General features: G+C 70.4%; 17 protein-coding genes. 15 read left to right on the top strand and 2 right to left on the bottom strand.

What is annotated here, in order from left to right:
- Nucleotides 1–114: 114 nt before the first annotated feature.
- Together G447_RS0104515 and G447_RS0104510 are read right to left on the bottom strand one after the other, a co-directional pair.
- The gene (locus G447_RS0104515) at nt 115–546 is read right to left on the bottom strand and encodes a hypothetical protein (RefSeq protein WP_026430204.1); all 432 of its coding nucleotides are present in this window, start codon (nt 544–546) and stop codon (nt 115–117) included.
- Nucleotides 547–721: 175 nt separating this feature from the next.
- Entirely contained in the window at nt 722–943 is a 222-nt protein-coding gene (locus G447_RS0104510; RefSeq protein WP_005868493.1) for a hypothetical protein, read from the bottom strand.
- Between the two features lie 104 nt (nt 944–1,047).
- Here G447_RS0104510 and G447_RS0104505 point away from each other — a divergent pair, with 104 nt between their 5' ends.
- The 15 genes from G447_RS0104505 (at nt 1,048) to hisS (ending at nt 16,473) form a co-directional block, all read left to right on the top strand.
- On the top strand, nt 1,048–1,539 hold the full coding sequence (locus G447_RS0104505) for a SixA phosphatase family protein (protein ID WP_026430203.1): 492 nt from the start codon (nt 1,048–1,050) through the stop codon (nt 1,537–1,539).
- Between the two features lie 274 nt (nt 1,540–1,813).
- Nucleotides 1,814–2,575 carry a YebC/PmpR family DNA-binding transcriptional regulator gene (locus G447_RS0104500; protein WP_026430202.1) on the top strand — a complete coding sequence of 254 codons (762 nt, stop codon included), beginning with the start codon at nt 1,814–1,816 and terminating at the stop codon, nt 2,573–2,575.
- Nucleotides 2,572–3,480 (top strand): pyridoxal 5'-phosphate synthase lyase subunit PdxS, encoded by a 909-nt coding sequence (pdxS, locus tag G447_RS0104495; protein WP_026430201.1) that lies wholly within the window; start codon nt 2,572–2,574, stop codon nt 3,478–3,480. Before G447_RS0104500 ends, pdxS begins: the two co-directional genes overlap by 4 nt.
- Complete coding sequence (pdxT, locus tag G447_RS0104490) at nt 3,474–4,079, top strand: pyridoxal 5'-phosphate synthase glutaminase subunit PdxT (protein WP_026430200.1); 606 nt, start codon at nt 3,474–3,476, stop codon at nt 4,077–4,079. Before pdxS ends, pdxT begins: the two co-directional genes overlap by 7 nt.
- A complete protein-coding gene (ruvC, locus tag G447_RS0104485) occupies nt 4,070–4,699 on the top strand; it encodes a crossover junction endodeoxyribonuclease RuvC (protein ID WP_026430199.1) in 630 nt (209 codons plus the stop codon). The genes pdxT and ruvC overlap by 10 nt, the downstream gene beginning before the upstream one ends.
- A gap of 57 nt (nt 4,700–4,756) precedes the next feature.
- A complete protein-coding gene (gene ruvA, locus G447_RS0104480; RefSeq protein ID WP_026430198.1) occupies nt 4,757–5,356 on the top strand; it encodes a Holliday junction branch migration protein RuvA in 600 nt (199 codons plus the stop codon).
- 28 nt (nt 5,357–5,384) lie between these two features.
- On the top strand, nt 5,385–6,398 hold the full coding sequence (ruvB, locus tag G447_RS0104475; protein WP_034476340.1) for a Holliday junction branch migration DNA helicase RuvB: 1,014 nt from the start codon (nt 5,385–5,387) through the stop codon (nt 6,396–6,398).
- 115 nt (nt 6,399–6,513) lie between these two features.
- Nucleotides 6,514–6,945: a preprotein translocase subunit YajC gene (yajC, locus tag G447_RS0104470; protein ID WP_005868514.1), complete on the top strand. Its 432-nt coding sequence runs from the start codon at nt 6,514–6,516 to the stop codon at nt 6,943–6,945.
- 31 nt (nt 6,946–6,976) lie between these two features.
- Nucleotides 6,977–8,896, top strand: a complete 1,920-nt coding sequence (secD, locus tag G447_RS0104465) for a protein translocase subunit SecD (RefSeq protein ID WP_026430196.1) — start codon at nt 6,977–6,979, stop codon at nt 8,894–8,896.
- A gap of 1 nt (nt 8,897) precedes the next feature.
- Complete coding sequence (secF, locus tag G447_RS0104460; RefSeq protein ID WP_005868504.1) at nt 8,898–9,974, top strand: protein translocase subunit SecF; 1,077 nt, start codon at nt 8,898–8,900, stop codon at nt 9,972–9,974.
- Nucleotides 9,971–10,510 (top strand): adenine phosphoribosyltransferase, encoded by a 540-nt coding sequence (locus tag G447_RS0104455; RefSeq protein WP_005868501.1) that lies wholly within the window; start codon nt 9,971–9,973, stop codon nt 10,508–10,510. The genes secF and G447_RS0104455 overlap by 4 nt, the downstream gene beginning before the upstream one ends.
- A 76-nt stretch (nt 10,511–10,586) precedes the next feature.
- Nucleotides 10,587–12,902, top strand: a complete 2,316-nt coding sequence (locus G447_RS0104450) for a RelA/SpoT family protein (RefSeq protein WP_207382295.1) — start codon at nt 10,587–10,589, stop codon at nt 12,900–12,902.
- Nucleotides 12,903–13,049: 147 nt separating this feature from the next.
- Nucleotides 13,050–14,384: a DUF349 domain-containing protein gene (locus G447_RS0104445; protein ID WP_005868511.1), complete on the top strand. Its 1,335-nt coding sequence runs from the start codon at nt 13,050–13,052 to the stop codon at nt 14,382–14,384.
- A gap of 3 nt (nt 14,385–14,387) precedes the next feature.
- Nucleotides 14,388–15,104 (top strand): MBL fold metallo-hydrolase, encoded by a 717-nt coding sequence (locus tag G447_RS0104440; protein ID WP_026430195.1) that lies wholly within the window; start codon nt 14,388–14,390, stop codon nt 15,102–15,104.
- A gap of 28 nt (nt 15,105–15,132) precedes the next feature.
- Complete coding sequence (gene hisS / locus G447_RS0104435; RefSeq protein ID WP_026430194.1) at nt 15,133–16,473, top strand: histidine--tRNA ligase; 1,341 nt, start codon at nt 15,133–15,135, stop codon at nt 16,471–16,473.
- Nucleotides 16,474–16,479 lie beyond the last annotated feature (6 nt).

The following is a 16,479-nucleotide window of genomic DNA, read 5'->3' as shown; positions in this document are numbered from 1 at the left end:
CGTCGTGTCAGCGGCCCCCAGGGCGCACCTGGCCCCGTCGGCGGTGTCCCGGCACCGCATGGCGGTGGCGCGCACTGCCTCGTCGTCGAACACCAGGTCCCAGGCCACCGCCCCTCACCCCCGCATCCACTCGACCGCGCCGGCGCCGTGTTCGGCCAGGTCCTGGCGCCACTCGTGTGCTTGTTGCCCGCGGCGCGACCCGTAACGGCCGGCCAGGGAGCGGGCGGCCGCCGACTCGGGCCCGTAGGCCTCCCCCGCAGCGTCGGCCAGGGCCCTGCCCGCCCCCGCGCGCGCCGCCGCGTAGGCCCGCACGAGGGCGTCACCCAGCTCCCGGCTGCCCAGGACACGGGCCTCCACCACCATCCCAGTGTGGTCCACCACCACCCGCACCTGGCCCCTCTCGTCCGCGCCCACCCCGCGCACCCCGGCGGCCGCCTCCACGAACCGCCCGGCCCGCTCCCCCAACTCCCGGGCCCGCACCGCCTCCGCCTCAACGCACGCCACTGCGAACCCGCCCGAACCACCCCCGCAGCGGTGGAGGCGCACTATCACTCATGGGTGGCGCTGGGCGGTGACTGCGCTCCCGGCGCGGACACGGGGCGCATCGCAGGAGAATACCCAGGGCATCATCCGCCGCGCCCCCGTGCGCAGACACGGAGGTGGTTTCTTACCGGCTGAGCGACATCTCACCGGATCCGCTGCCCCACCCGGCCCTACCGTCTCACCCCGGGCCGTCCTCGAAGGGGAAGGGCTTGACCTCGTAGGGGAAGGACCTGTACGTGAAGTAGCGCTTAAGGTGGTCCAAGTGCCCCGGGCAGCTCAGCCACGTCTTCGTGCGCCCCGTGTGGATGGCGGGGTTGCGCCAGATGATCGCCAGTGTCGCCCGCCGGGTGCATCCGCGCGCAGAGCACACGCCCTGCTCGGGTCCTTTCGCCAATGCCATGACGCTCTCCTCATGGTGGAACCGATCGCCGGCGGGCACGGCGCGCCGCCCGCGGAGGCGCCGCCCCTACCCTCGGCGGGGCGGAGCCCCTATCCTTTAGCAGTATGCCAACACTGGTCCTCATCCGCCATGCCCAAGCCGGTCACGGCTTCCGTGACTTCGAGCGCCCCCTCACCCGCGCCGGCCGCGGCCAGGCCGACCGCCTCGGCGCCGCGTTGGCCGCCCGCATCGGCAGCGCCGACATCGCCGTCCATTCGGCGGCGAGGCGCACCACGCAGACTTTCGAGCGCGTGCGCGCCCGCCTCACGGTGGGGCAGCACTGGGCGGACAAGGGCCTGTACTACGCGGACACGGAGGACGTGATCGCCCTGGCGCGCGCATTCGATCCCGGGGCCGCGTCCGCCTTGATCGTGGGGCATGAGCCGACGATGAGCGCCACCGGCCACTACCTGGCGCGCGAGGGGGACCGTGACCTCATCGGCTGGGGGATCCCCACTGCCACCGCCATCGTCCTCGCCTTCGACGGCCCCTGGGAGGGATTGGGCGAGGAGGGCTGCCGCGTGCGCGACATCCTCCTGAACGACCCCGCGCTGTAGCGCCGCCCGAGGACTGCGGCGTACCGGCGCCGGTTCCGCGAGGCAGGCTTCCGCCTCGTAGGAGCAGGTGGGAAGGCGGAGGGGCGAGAGGCGACCGGCCCCCGCCTCGTGAACACAGGGTGGGAAGACGGAGGGGCGCAGCGGCGCGACCAGCCCCCGCCTCGCGGACACAGGGCAGGAAGACAGAGGGCCCAGGGCGCGCGTCCTGAGTGGGAAGGGGCCGGGCCGGACTGTAAACTGGGGCGGTACGTATCCATCCCCAAAGGGAGAACTGATGTCGGGACACTCTAAGTGGGCGACCACCAAGCACAAGAAGGCTGCTATCGACGCCAAGCGTGGCAAGCTCTTCGCGCGCCTCATCAAGAACATCGAAGTGGCCGCGCGCACCGGGGGCGGGGACCCCGCGGGCAACCCGACACTGTACGACGCCATCCAGAAGGCGAAGAAGAACTCCGTCCCCTCCGACAACATCGACCGCGCCGTCAAGCGCGGCTCCGGCGCCGAGGCCGGCGGCGCCAACTACGAGACCATCATGTACGAGGGCTACGGCCCCAACGGAGTCGCCTTCCTGGTCGAGTGCCTCACCGACAACCGCAACCGCGCTGCCTCCGACGTGCGCCTGGGCTTCACCCGCCACGGCGGATCCCTGGCCGACCCCGGTTCCGTGTCCTACCTCTTCTCGCGCCGCGGCGTCATCGAAGTGCCCCCCGCGGCCGGCATCGACGAGGACGCCATCATGGAGGCGGTGATCGAGGCGGGCGCCGAGGAGGTCGAGGACACGGGCGACGGCTTCGTCGTCGAGACCGAGCCCCAGGACGTGGTCGCCGTGCGCACCGCCCTGCAGGAGGCCAGCATCGACTACGACTCCGCCGAAGTGCAGTTCGTTGCCTCCACCGAGATCGAACTGGACCTGGAGGGCGCCCTCAAGGTCAACAAGCTCATCGACGCGCTGGAGGACTCCGACGACGTGCAGAACATCTACACGAACATGTCGTTGTCGGACGAGGTCCGCGCCCAGCTGGAGGAGGCGGAGTGAGCGCGAGCGATCCCACTGCCGAGCGCGAGGTCGGCACCCCCCGGGTCAAGCGCGGCATGGCCCAGATGCTCAAGGGCGGCGTCATCATGGACGTCGTCACCCCCGACCAGGCGAAGATCGCCGAGGACGCGGGCGCTGTGGCCGTCATGGCCCTCGAGCGCGTTCCCGCGGACATCCGCGCCCAGGGTGGCGTGGCCCGCATGTCCGACCCCGACCTGATCGACGGGATCATTGATGCCGTGTCGATCCCCGTCATGGCCAAGGCCCGCATCGGCCACTTCGTCGAGGCCCAGGTGCTCCAGAGCCTCGGCGTGGATTACATCGACGAGTCCGAGGTGCTCACCCCCGCTGACTACGCCCACCACATCGACAAGTGGGCCTTCACCGTCCCCTTCGTGTGCGGCGCCACCAACCTGGGCGAGGCGCTGCGGCGCATCAATGAGGGCGCGGCCATGATCCGTTCCAAGGGCGAGGCCGGCACCGGCGACGTGTCCAACGCCACGACCCACATGCGCAAGATCCGCGACGAGATCTGCCGCCTCACCTCCCTGCCCGCCGACGAGCTCTACGTCGCGGCCAAGGAACTGCAGGCCCCCTACGAGCTGGTCGCCGAGGTCGCCCGCACCGGTCGCCTGCCGGTCGTCCTGTTCACCGCTGGCGGCATCGCCACCCCTGCCGACGCCGCCATGATGATGCAATTGGGTGCTGAGGGCGTCTTCGTCGGATCGGGCATCTTCAAGTCCGGCGACCCCGCCAAGCGCGCCGCCGCCATCGTCAAGGCCACGACCTTCCACGACGACCCCGCTGTCATCGCCGAGGTGTCGCGCGGCCTCGGCGAGGCGATGGTGGGCATCAACGTCGACGACGTTCCCATCGGCCACCGCCTCGCGGAACGCGGATGGTGACCATCGGCGTCCTCGCCCTGCAGGGCGACGTCGCCGAGCACGTGCGGGCGCTGGAGGCCTCCGGCGCCCGCGCCCGCGTCGTGAGGCGGGAGTCTGAGCTCGACGGCGTCGACGGCCTGGTGATCCCGGGCGGGGAGTCCACCACCATGTCGAAGCTGCTCGTGTCCTTCGGCCTCTTCGACCCGCTGGTGGTGCGCATCGGCGCGGGCATGCCCGTCTACGGGTCGTGCGCGGGCATGATCGTGCTCGCCTCGCGCATCGTGGACGGACGGGACGACCAACTGTGCTTCGGGGCCCTCGACATGGTGGTGCGCCGCAACGCCTTCGGCCGCCAGATCGACTCCCACGAGGAGGACCTTCGGGTCGAGGGCATCGCCGGGGGGCCGCTGCGCGCTGTCTTCATCCGCGCCCCCTGGGTCGAGTCCGTGGGCCCCGGGGTGCGGGTCATCGCCCGCGCGGGCAACCGCGAGGACGGCCCCATCGTCGCGGTGCGCAAGGGGGCCGTCATGGCCACCTCCTTCCACCCCGAGATCGGCGGGGACCACCGCTTCCACGCGCTCTTCGTCGACGCCGTCAGGGGGAGCGGGCAGTGCGCGTGATGGGCATCGACCCGGGCCTGACCCGGTGCGGACTTGGCGTCATCGACGTCGACCCCTCCCGCAGGGCCAGCCTGGTGTACGTGGGGGTGGCGCGCTCCGACAAGGACCTGGCCACCCATTTCCGCCTCACGGCTATCGCGGACGCCATCGACTCCGTCATCGAGCGCCACCGCCCCGAGGTGGTCGCAATCGAGCGCGTCTTCGCCCAGGACAACCTCCAATCGGTGACCACCACCATGCAGGTGATGGGCGCGGCCATGGCGTGCGTGGGCCGCGCCGGGCTGCCCCTGGCCATCCACACCCCCTCCGAGGTCAAGTCGGCCGTGTCGGGCAACGGCAATGCGGGCAAGGCCCAGGTGCAGACCATGGTCGCCCGCATCCTCGGCCTGCCCGAGGCGCCCAGGCCCGCCGACGCCGCCGACTCCCTGGCCATCGCGATCTGCCACGCGTGGCGGGGGACGGGCCTGCTCGGGGCGCCCGCCGACTCCTCCATCGCGGTGTCCCTGTCGGGCCGCCTCACCGCCCGCACCGAGATGACGCCCGCGCAGCGCGCGTGGGCGCAGGCGCAGGCCGCGCAACGCCGCACCGGAGCGGTCGATCCCGCGCGCAGGCGCGGCTAGTATCGTACACATGTTCGCCCCGCGGCCGCGGGGCCCTGCTGACGGGAAGGGAATCGTGTGATCGCACTGCTTCGTGGGGTGGTCGAGTCCATCGGGCTCGACCAAGTCGTCGTGAGCGCGGGCGGAGTGGGCTTCGGCGTGCGCGTCACCCCCGTCCACGCCCAGTCGCTGGCGCGCGGCGATGAGGCCGTCGTCCACACCGCCACGGTGGTGCGCGAGGACTCCCTGACCCTCTACGGCTTCGCGTCCGCCGACGAGCGCGATGTCTTCGAGCGCCTCATGGGCGTGACGGGGATCGGCCCGAAGACCGCGCTGGCCGCCCTGGCCGTGCTGCGCCCCGACGACCTGCGCCGCGCCGTGCGCGACCAGGACATCGCAACCCTGCAGAAGATCCCCGGAGTCGGGCGCAAATCCGCCCAGAGGATGGCCCTGGAGGTCGGCGGGAAACTGGGGGCGCCCGCGCAGCTGCCTGGACAGGGCGGCCCGGACGCCGCGCCCGCCGGGGAGGTGGAGGCCGAGGTCAGGGCAGCGCTGGTGGGCCTGGGCTGGTCCGAGGCGCAGGCCGCCAAGGCCGTCGATGCGCTCTCAGGCCAGGGGCTGGGGGCCTCGGACATGCTTCGCTCCGCGCTCGTGAGCCTGGGGGGCGGACGTGACTGAATCCGACGGCCTGCCAGGCGGCGAGCCCATGCGCGTCGTCGCCCCCGACGCCGGGGAGCTCGAGCGCGCGGCCGAGGCGGCCCTGCGCCCCAAGCGCCTCGCCGAGTTCGTGGGCCAGCGCGTCGTGCGCGGACAGCTGCAGCTCGTCCTCGACGCCGCACGGGGCCGGGGCGCCTCGCCCGACCACGTTCTGCTGGCGGGCCCCCCGGGCTTGGGCAAGACTACCCTCGCCATGATCATCGCCGCCGAGATGGGCACGTCGTTGCGCCTGACCTCAGGTCCGGCGATCCAGCACGCGGGGGACCTGGCCGCCATCCTGTCGGGCCTGCAGGAGGGGGACATCCTCTTCATCGACGAGATCCACCGCCTGGCCCGCACCGCCGAGGAGATGCTCTACTTGGCGATGGAGGACTTCCGCGTCGACGTCGTCGTGGGCAAGGGCCCCGGCGCCACGTCGATCCCCTTGACGCTGCCGCGTTTCACCGCGGTCGGCGCGACGACCCGCTCGGGGCTGCTGCCCGCGCCCCTGCGCGACCGGTTCGGCTTCACCGCGCACCTGGAGTTCTACGAGACGGACGAGCTCGAGCGGGTGGTCGCGCGCTCCGCCTCCCTGCTGGGGGCCCCCCTGGGGGAGGGCGCCGCCCACGAGATCGCCTCGCGCTCCAGGGGAACCCCGCGCATCGCCAACCGCCTGCTGCGCCGCGTGGTCGACTACGCCCAGGTCCACGGCGATGGCGCCGCCACCGTCGGGGCGGCGCGGGCCGCCCTGGCCCTCTTCGAGGTAGACCCCCTCGGGCTGGACCGCCTCGACAGGGCGGTCCTGGAGGCCGTGTGCAAGCGCTTCGCGGGCGGCCCTGTGGGGCTGACCACCCTGTCGGTGACGATCGGCGAGGAGGCGGAGACCGTCGAGACAGTCGCCGAGCCCTACCTGGTGCGCGAGGGGTTCTTGGTGCGCACCAACCGCGGGCGGATGGCCACCCCCAGGGCGTGGGAGCACCTGGGACTGGTGCCGCCGGACGCCGGGGCAACGCTTTTCCATTGAGGATCCGCCATGCGGCGCGCCGTGACGATTACCGCTTAGACCTGGGCGTGTTTGCGCACTAGACTGTGCTGGCGTGTGTTTTTCGCACACCCCTCCGCAACGAAAGAGAACACTCGTGGACCAGAACCTTCTACTCATCGCCATGCTCGTGCTGGCCGTCGGCGTCATGTGGTACTCCGGCCGTTCCCGCAAACAGCAGATGGCCAAAATGGAAGAGGAGAAACGCGAGCAGCTCCGCACCGTGACCCCCGGCGCCTGGGTCCACACCCGGGTGGGCTTCTGGGGGCGCTTCGTCGACCTCGATGGCGACATCGTCGTCCTGGAAACCACCGACGGGCACGAGATGTACTGGGACCGTCAGATGATCGGCGAGATCGGCGGGGAGCCGCCGCTCGAGGGCGCTGCGCAAGAGGCGGCCGAGGACGACGAGGCCCCCGAGGAGGATGAGGCCGTGCTCGGCCTCGAGCCCGCGGCCGACCAGCCCGACGGGTCGGAGGACGCCGACGCCGCGACCGGGGCTGCCGACGAGGCGGACGACAAGAACTGAACTAGCCGAACAGGCTCTGGAGAGAACTACCGTGGCAACCAAGAAGCGCCGCCCTGTGCGCTCGCTCGTGGTGCTGCTGGTCGCGATGATCGCGGCCGCAGCGGCACTCGTGATCGGGCACGTGACCAAGGGCGTCTCATATGTACCCGACCTCGCACTCGACCTGCAGGGCGGGACCCAGCTGATCCTCACCCCCAAGGCCACGGCCGAGGGGCAGCGCGAGATCACCGAGAACGACATCACCCAGGCGATCAACATCATCCGCAACCGCATCGACGCCTCGGGCGTCGCGGAGTCGGAGATCACGTCGATGGGCAATTCGAACATCACAGTGTCGATCCCAGGGACTCCCTCGCAGGAGACCCTCGACCTCATCCGGTCCTCGTCGCAGATGAATTTCCGCCCGGTGCTGCGCATTGGCGCCGCCACTGGCGTCCGCCAGGGCTCCTCCCAGACCCAGGCGAACGATCCGGCGGGTTCCCAGTCCGGCTCGGACTCCCAGTCGGGGCAGGAGTCCGATTCGGAGGATTCGCAGTCCGGCCAGCAGGTCTCCACGGCCATGGACCCGGCCACCGCACTGGCGACGGCCGACCAGGACAAAGACGGCCAGCTCTCCGACGCCCCCGCCTCCACGCCCTCCAACGCCTCGGACTTGGGGTGGGTGACCGAGAAGGTCATGTACGACTTCCTCACCCTCGACTGCTCCGCGGCGGCTAACGCCTCGCGCACCGAGGGGGCGGCCGACAAGCCCTACGCCGCGTGCGACTCCAACGGGCAGATCAAGTACATCCTGGGCCCGGTGACCGTCCCCGGCTCCGACCTCAAGGCCGCCAGCGCGGGCCAGGTCCGCAACTCCACCGGCCAGACCACGGGGGAGTGGGGAGTGGACCTGCAGTTCAACGACGCGGGCACCCAGGCGTTCTCCGAGTCCTCGACGATCCTCTACGGCTTCCACTCCCAGGACGCCCAGGGCTCCACCTTCTACAAGGGCAGCCCGGACCGCAACCACTTCGCGGTCGTCCTGGACGGAACGGTCATCACCGCGCCCTCCATGAACGCGGTCATCCCGAACGGTCAAGCGCAGATCACCGGCAACTTCACCGCCACCTCCGCCGCGGCGCTGGCCAACCAGCTCAGCTTCGGCTCCCTTCCCCTCAACTTCGAGGTCGAGTCCGAGCAGCAGATCTCGGCGACCCTGGGCTCGGACCACCTGGAGAAGGGCCTGTGGGCGGCCATCATCGGCTTCGCGCTGGTCATCCTCTACCTGATCTGGCAGTACCGCGGCCTGGCGGTCATCTCGGCCGGCTCGCTCATCATCGCGACCGTCATCACGTACCAGGTGATCGCGCTGCTGTCGTGGTGGATGGGCTACCGCCTGTCCCTGGCGGGCGTCGCAGGCCTCATTATGGCGATCGGCGTGACCACGGACTCCTTCATCGTCTACTTCGAGCGCGTGCGCGACGAGGTCCGCGACGGCCGACCACTGCGGGCAGCCGTCGAAGAGGGCTGGGACCGCGCCAAGCGCACGATCGTCGTCTCCGACGCCGTCAACCTGGTCGCGGCCGTGGTCCTCTACCTGCTGGCCGTCGGCGGCGTCCAGGGCTTCGCCTTCACACTCGGCGTCACGACGGTCATCGACCTCGCGGTGATCTTCCTCTTCACACACCCGATGATGGAGCTGCTGATCCGCACGCGCTTCTTCGGCCAGGGCCACAAGCTCTCCGGCCTCGACCCCGAGCACCTCGGAGCCAAGAACTCCCTCGTCTACGTCGGGCGCGGCCGGGTCGTGTCGCGCGGGTCCACTGCGGCCGGGGGAGCGGACGGCGCGGACGATGGCAAGTCGATCGCCCAGCGCCGCCGGGAAGCCCGCCTGGCCGCGCGCGCCAACGCCGACGAGGCGGGGGCCGATGCCGTCCGGACGGGCGCCGCCGAGCAGGAAGGGGAACGCTGAAATGATGAGTTTCGCTCAGTGGGGCAACGCCCTGTACTCGGGTGACAAGTCCTACCGCGTCATCCCCAGGCGCAAGGCTTTCGTCGGCGTCGCCGCCGGTCTGATCGTCGTGTGCTTCGCGCTGGCGGGCCTCTTCGGATTGAACCGCTCGATCGAGTTCACCGGTGGTTCCCAGTTCGACGTGACGAACGTCGCCGACCAATCCGAATCGACGGCCACCCGCGCGGTGACGGGCACGGGCCTCGTGTCCTCGGCGAAAGTGACGCGCGTGGGCTCCACCGGCGTGCGCATCCAGACGGACTCGCTGGACACCGCGCAGACCGCCACCGTGCGCAGCGCCCTGGCCGACGCCTACGGCGTCGATTCGGCCGACGTGGCCTCCTCGTCGATCGGCCCGTCGTGGGGCTCGGCGGTGACCACGAAGGCCGCGCAGTCCCTGGCGATCTTCATGGCGCTGGTGGCGCTCCTCATGACAGTGTACTTCCGGTCGTGGAGGATGGCGGTGTCCGCCCTGCTGGCGCTGCTGCACGACATCGCCGTCACTGTGGGGGTCTTCGCCATCACGCAGGCCGAGGTCTCCCCGGCCACCGTCATCGGATTCCTCACGATCCTCGGCTACTCGCTCTACGACACCGTCGTGGTCTTCGACAAGGTCCGCGAGCTCACCGCCGATGTCTACGACCAGAAGCACTACACCTTCTCCGAGTTCGTGAACCTGGCAGTCAACCAGACGATGGTGCGCTCCATCAACACGTCCGTGGTGGCCCTGCTGCCCGTCGGCTCGATCCTGCTCATCGGGTCGGTGCTGCTGGGAACGGGCACCCTCACCGACATTTCGCTGGCCCTGTTCATCGGCATGATCGCCGGCACCTACTCCTCCATCTTCATCGCCTCGCCGCTGCTGGTGACCTTCCAGGAGATGAGCAGGAGGACCCAGGAGCACAACAGGGCAGTCGCCAAACAGCGCGCCAGCGCCGACAACCCCGACGGGGAGCCCGCCCGGGTCAAAGTCGCACCCATCAAGCCGGGGCGCCACCTCGGCCAGGCAGCCCAGCCCCGGCGGAGGAGGCAGCGATGATCGGAGAACTCGGAGAACGCATCGCCGCACTGGTGCGCGACAACCTGGTAGAGGTGCCCGACTTCCCCGAGCCCGGGATCCTCTTCCGCGACATCACGGAGCTCATGGCGAACGGACCGGCCTTCAAGGAGCTCGTGGAGTTGATCGGCGCGCGCTACGAGGGGCGCATCGACGCCGTCGCCGGACTGGAGTCGCGCGGCTTCATCCTGGGCGCCCCGGTGGCGACCGAGCTCGGCCTGGGGATGCTCACGATCCGCAAGGCGGGCAAGCTGCCCGGCCACGTCATCGGCGTCGACTACTCACTGGAGTACGGAAGCGCCCGGATGGAGATCCATCCCGAGTCGGTCGTCCCCGGCTCGCGGGTCCTCGTCATCGACGACGTCCTGGCCACAGGCGGGACGGCCGGGGCAGCGGTCGAACTCATCCGCCAGTGCGGCGCCGACGTGGCCGCGGTCGCAGTGCTGCTCGAGCTCACGGACCTCAAGGGCAGGGGGCGCCTCGAGGGCATCCCCGTGGAGACCGCGCTCAAGTTGTAGGGGCGCCCGCGCCCGCCCCGGGGCCGACGGCCGCGTTGCAGTCCGTCCGCCCCGGGCGTTCGCCTATCATGTGTGCATGAGCGGCGATGACAACTCGGGACAGGGCACGGCGCTGCCCGCGGCCGGCTCGCGGGTGCGTTCGGGCCTGCTGTGGTTCGGCGCGCGCTCGCGTGCCACGATCCCCCAGATCGAGCCCCTGGTTCGGGCTCTCAGGGCCAACCACCCAAAGGCTGACATCGCGGTGGTCGAAAGGGCGTACCGGACCGCCGAGGCGTGCCACAGCGGGCAGACGCGCAAGAGCGGGGAGCCCTACATCACGCACCCGGTGGCCGTGGCCACGATCCTGGCGGAGATGGGCATGACGACGCCCACGCTGGTGGCCGCCCTGCTCCATGACACCGTGGAGGACACCGACTACACCCTCGACCAGCTGCGCGCGGAGTACGGCGAGGCGATCGCGGACCTGGTGGACGGCGTCACCAAGCTCGACAAGGTCCACTACGGAGCGGCCGCCCAATCCGAGACGCTGCGCAAGATGCTGGTCGCCATGAGCCGCGATATCCGGGTGCTGCTCATCAAACTGGGGGACAGGCTGCACAACGCCCGCACGTGGCGCTTCGTCCCAGCCGCCTCGGCGGCGAAGAAGGCGCAGGAGACCCTGGAGATCTACGCGCCCCTTGCCCACCGCCTCGGTATGAACATGGTGAAGTGGGAGCTGGAGGAGCTGTCCTTCAAGACGCTGTACCCGCAGATCTACGAGGAGATCGACCACCTGGTGGCTGAGCGCGCCCCTCAGCGCGAGGAGTACCTGCGTGATGTCATCGACCAGATCGAGGAGGACCTGCGCCGCTCAGGCACGAAGGGGACGGTGAGCGGCAGGCCGAAGAGCCACTACTCGATCTACCAGAAGATGATCGTTCGCGGCAAGGCCTTCGACGAGGTCTTCGACCTGGTGGCCGTGCGCGTGCTCGTGCAGTCCATCAAGGACTGCTACGCGGTCCTCGGCTCGCTGCACGGCAGGTGGAACCCGATCCCGGGCCGGTTCAAGGACTACATCGCGATGCCGAAGTTCAACCTCTACCAGTCGCTGCACACGACGGTGGTGGGCCCGGGCGGCAAGCCGGTCGAGATCCAGATCCGCACCTTCGACATGCATGAGCGCGCCGAGCACGGCGTGGCGGCGCACTGGAAGTACAAGCAGAACCCCAATTCCCAGGGCGAGACCGACAAGATGGGGGCCGACGAGCAGGCGAACTGGTTGCGCGCCCTGGTGGAGATGGAGCGCGAGACCGGGGACCCGGAGGAGTTCCTCGACTCGCTGCGCTACGAGATCGCCGGTGACGAGGTCTACGTCTTCACCCCCAAGGGAGAGGTCGTCACCCTGCCCGCCAGGGCGACGCCTGTGGACTTCGCCTACGCGGTCCATACCGAGGTCGGCCACCACACAGTGGGCGCGAAGGTGAACGGGCGCCTCGTGTCATTGGACACCAGGCTGGAGTCGGGCGAGACGGTCGAGGTCGTGACGTCGAAGTCGGACAAGGCCGGGCCGTCGCGCGATTGGCTGGCGTTCGTGGCCTCGCCGCGGGCGCGCTCGAAGATCAAGGCGTGGTTCTCCAAGGAGAGGCGCGAGGAGGCTGTCGAGTCGGGCAAGGAAGCGCTGGCGCACGCGATGCGCAAGCAGAACCTGCCGTTGCAGCGCCTCATGAGCCACGAGTCGGTGCTGTCGGTGGCCACGTCCTTCGGCTACCAGGACGTGTCGGGGCTGTACGCGGCCCTCGGCGAGGGGCACGTGTCGGCCCAGAGCGTCGTGACGAGGCTGGTCGATAACCTGGGCGGAGGCGACGGCACGGAGGAGACCCTCTCCGAGGCGGTGACGCCGGGCCAGCCCAAACTCCGCCAGGACCCGTCGCGCGAGGGCGCGATCGTGGTGGCGGGCATGAGCCCCAACGAGATCTGGGTGAAGCTCGCGAAGTGCTGCACCCCGGTCCCCGGCGACGATATCGTGGGATTCATCACGCGAGGCCAGGGGGTTTCCATCCATCGCTCGACGTGCGCTAACGCGGTCCGCCTCGGTGAACTACAGCCCCAGCGCTTCGTCGACGTGAGCTGGAACGAGGAGGGGGCGGGCGCGCCCTTCCGCGTGCAGATCGAGGTGCGAGCCCTGGATAGGGGCGGCCTGCTGTCGGATCTGACGCGCGTGCTCTCCGACTACGGTGTCAATATCCTCTCGGCCTCGCTCAACACCTCCGGCGACCAGGTGGCGGGCGGGCGCTTCAGCTTCGAGCTGGCGGACCTGGGCCACCTCAACGCGGTACTGGCGGCGTTGCGGCGCGTGGACGGGGTCTTCGAGGCAGTGCGCCTGTCGGACTGGGGCCGCCGTCCCGCACGGTGAGAAGACAGGTGCGGAACGGTGTTATCTCCGTCCTAATGCGCGCATCCGCTTCCGTCAGCGGCGTTAGGTGTGACACACTGGGGCGTGTGCGCCTAATGAGGCGCGCAGCAGCGTCCGGGCGAACGCCCTCGTATTAGAAGGAAAATCGTGACTACGATGCCGATTCCATCCGAAGAGAACAACCCCGTCGACACGACCGGCACGGTCCCGGTCGGCGGCGCGCCGTCCGCTGGCTCGCCCCAGGAGGCTCCCGCCCACCCCTTCGCCCGCATCGACGCGGAGGGAACCGTGTACGTCAAGGACGGGGACTCGGAGCGCGCCATCGGCGCCTACCCCGAGGGGATCCCCGCCCAGCCCTACGCCCTCTACGAGCGCCGCTACGCTGACCTCGAGGCCTCCGTGCGCCTCTTCGAGGACCGCCTGGCCCAGCTCTCGCCCCGCGAGATCGACACGACCCTGGCCTCCATCCGCGAGCAGATCGCGGAGCCGAACGTCGTCGGCGACCTCGCGGCACTGCGCCGCCGCGTGGACAGGGTCGCCGAGGCGGCCCAGGCGCGCAAGGAGACGGCCCGTGAGGAGCGCAAGGCCGCCAAGGCGCAAGCCCTCGCCCAGCGCACGGGCGTCGTCGAACGCGCCGAGGCGATCGTCGCCCAGGACCCGGCGCGCACCCACTGGAAGAACTCCGGGCAGGCCCTGCGCGAGCTCCTCGAGGAGTGGAAGACCCTCCAGCGGCGGGGTCCGCGCCTGGACAAGAGCACCGAGGACGAGCTGTGGAAGCGCTTCTCCGCCGCCCGCAGCCAGTTCGACCGCCTCCGCCGCCAGTACTTCTCGCAGCTCGACCAGGCCCAGTCCGAGGCGAAGCGCGTCAAGGAGAGGCTCATCGCCCAGGCGGAGGCCCTGCAGACCTCCACCGACTGGGGGCGCACGACCGCCGCCTACCGGGATCTCATGAACCAGTGGAAGGCCGCCCCCCGCGCCTCGCGCCGGGAGGACGACGCCCTGTGGGCGCGCTTCCGCGCCGCCCAGCAGATTTTCTTCGACGCCCGTCGCGCCAAGGACGAGGCCACTGACGCCGAGTACCGGCAGAACCTGGTCGCCAAGGAGGAGATCCTGGTGGACGCCGAGGCGATCCTGCCGGTCACCGACCTGGAGAAGGCGAAGGCCCAACTGCGCCGGATCCAGGACCGCTGGGAGGAGGTCGGGCGCGTCCCCTCCTCCGATCTGCACCGCGTCGAGGGCCGTCTGCGCGCCGTCGAGACCGCGGTGCGCGAGGCGGAGGAGCGCGAGTGGCAGCGCACCAACCCCGAGACCCGCGCCCGCGCGGCCGGGGTCCTGGGCCAGCTCGAGGGGCAGATCGCCGACCTCGAGGCCGAGCTGGCGCGCGCCGAGGCCTCCGGAGACAAGAAGAGGGCCGAGTCGGTGCGCGATGCCCTCACCACCAAGAGGGCTTGGCTCGACCAGATCTCCTCCACGATCGCCTGACCCATGCGCCTGCACGTCATCCCCTCGCCCTTCTTCGCGGCGAACGCCCTGGTTCTGGTCCCCGGCCAGGGGTCGGCGGCCCTGGTCGTCGATCCCTCCGCCGGCGTCCAGCACCTGCTGCGCGAGGTCCTCGACCTCGAGGGCGTGGGCGTGGGGGGCGTCATGGCGACCCACGGGCACCCCGACCACGTGTGGGACTGCGCGGCGGTCGCCGGGTGGACGGACGGGCCGCCGCTGCCCGTGTACCTGCCCGGCCCCGACGTCTACCGCATGGACGACCCCGCGGCCCACGTCCCGCTGCCCGTGCCCGGTTTCGCGGGGGAGTGGGTCAAGCCCGAGCGGGTGGAGCCCATGCCCGCGGATGCCTTCGAGATCGTGGAGGGCGTGCGACTGCGCATGCTGCCCGCACCTGGTCACTCGGAGGGGTCGGCCCTGTTCCTGGGCGAGTGCGACCTGGACATCCGCGTTGACAACACCTCGTTCTACCACTCCGATGGCCCGGTTCCGTGGGCCCTCAGCGGCGATGTCATCTTCCGCGGCAGTGTCGGGCGCACCGACCTGCCCGGCGGGGACGAGACACAGATGCGCCACAGCCTGCGCACCGTGTCCAACGCGATCGACCCCGCGACCGTTCTGATCCCCGGTCACGGGCCGGCCACCACCATGGCCGAGGAGATCGCGGCGAACGAGTACCTGATTCGCGCCCGCCGCATCGGCTGAGGCGCCGCGAAAGGAAGTGGATCCCTCCATGGCCCGCACATCCCTGTCCGGATTCCCCGAGTGGCTGCCCGACGGGCGCGTCATCGAGCAGTACGTGCTCGATGCCCTGCGCCGCGTCTTCGAGTTGCACGGGTTCTGCGGGATCGAGACGCGCGCCGTCGAGACCCTGGAACAGCTGGAGGCAAAGGGCGAGACCTCGAAGGAGGTCTACGTCCTCGACCGCCTGCAGGCCCTCAAAACCGCACAGGGCCGCCGCCCCGGCAAGGAGCGCCGCATGGGCCTCCACTTCGACCTCACGGTCCCCTTCGCGCGCTACGTCGTCGAAAACGCCAACGAGTTGGACTTCCCCTTCAAGCGCTACCAGATCCAGAAGGTGTGGCGCGGGGAGCGCCCGCAGGAGGGGCGCTTCCGCGAGTTCACGCAGGCCGACATCGACGTGGTGGGCAACGGGGAGCTGCCGTTCCACTTCGAGGTCGACCTGCCCCTGGTGATGGCGGAGGCCCTCAACTCCCTGCCGATCCCGCCCGTGAGGGTCCTTGTGAACAACCGCAAGGTCGTACAGGGCGCGTGCGAGTGCCTGGGGGTCGACGACGTGGACGCCGCGCTGCGGGGGCTGGACAAACTCGACAAGATCGGCGCCGAGGGCGTCGCCGGGGAGCTCGCAGCCAGCGGCATCGGAGCCGCCCAGGCGCGCGCGCTGCTGGAGATGGCGCGCATCCGCAGCGGCTCGTCCTCCGAGGTCCGCTCCCGGGTGGCCGGCCTGGGCCTGTCGGGGCCCCTCCTGGAGGAGGGCATGGGCGAGCTGTGCGCGCTTCTGGACGCCGCAGGCTCCAGAATGCCGGGGGCGGTCGTCGCGGATCTGCGGATCGCACGCGGCCTGGACTACTACACGGGCTCGGTCTACGAGTCCGAGGTGGAGGGCCACGAGGACCTGGGTTCTATCTGCTCGGGCGGGCGCTACGACTCGTTGGCCAGCGACTCCAAGCGCTCCTACCCGGGTGTTGGCCTGTCCATAGGCGTTTCGCGCCTGGTGTCCCGGATGATCTCGGCGCCCCTGGTGCGCGCGACGCGCCCAGTGCCGACCGCCGTGGTCGTCGCCGTGGCCAGTGAGGAGGAGCGGGAGCGCTCCGAGGCTGTCGCCCGCGCGCTGCGGGCACGGGGCATCCCCACGGATGTCGCGCCCAGTGCCGCGAAGTTCGGCAAGCAGATCAAGTTCGCCGACAAACGCGCTATCCCCTTCGTGTGGTTCCCCGGCTCCGACGGGGCCGACACGGTCAAGGACATCCGTTCGGGCAAGCAGGTGGAGGCCGACCCCGCCACGTGGGCGCCGCCCGCGCAGGACCTCGCCCCCGGGGTCGTCCCGGTCTGAGCGCGC

Source organism: Schaalia georgiae DSM 6843 (assembly GCF_000429245.1).
Taxonomy (GTDB): domain Bacteria; phylum Actinomycetota; class Actinomycetes; order Actinomycetales; family Actinomycetaceae; genus Pauljensenia; species Pauljensenia georgiae.
This window is presented reverse-complemented; position numbering and strand designations above follow the sequence as displayed.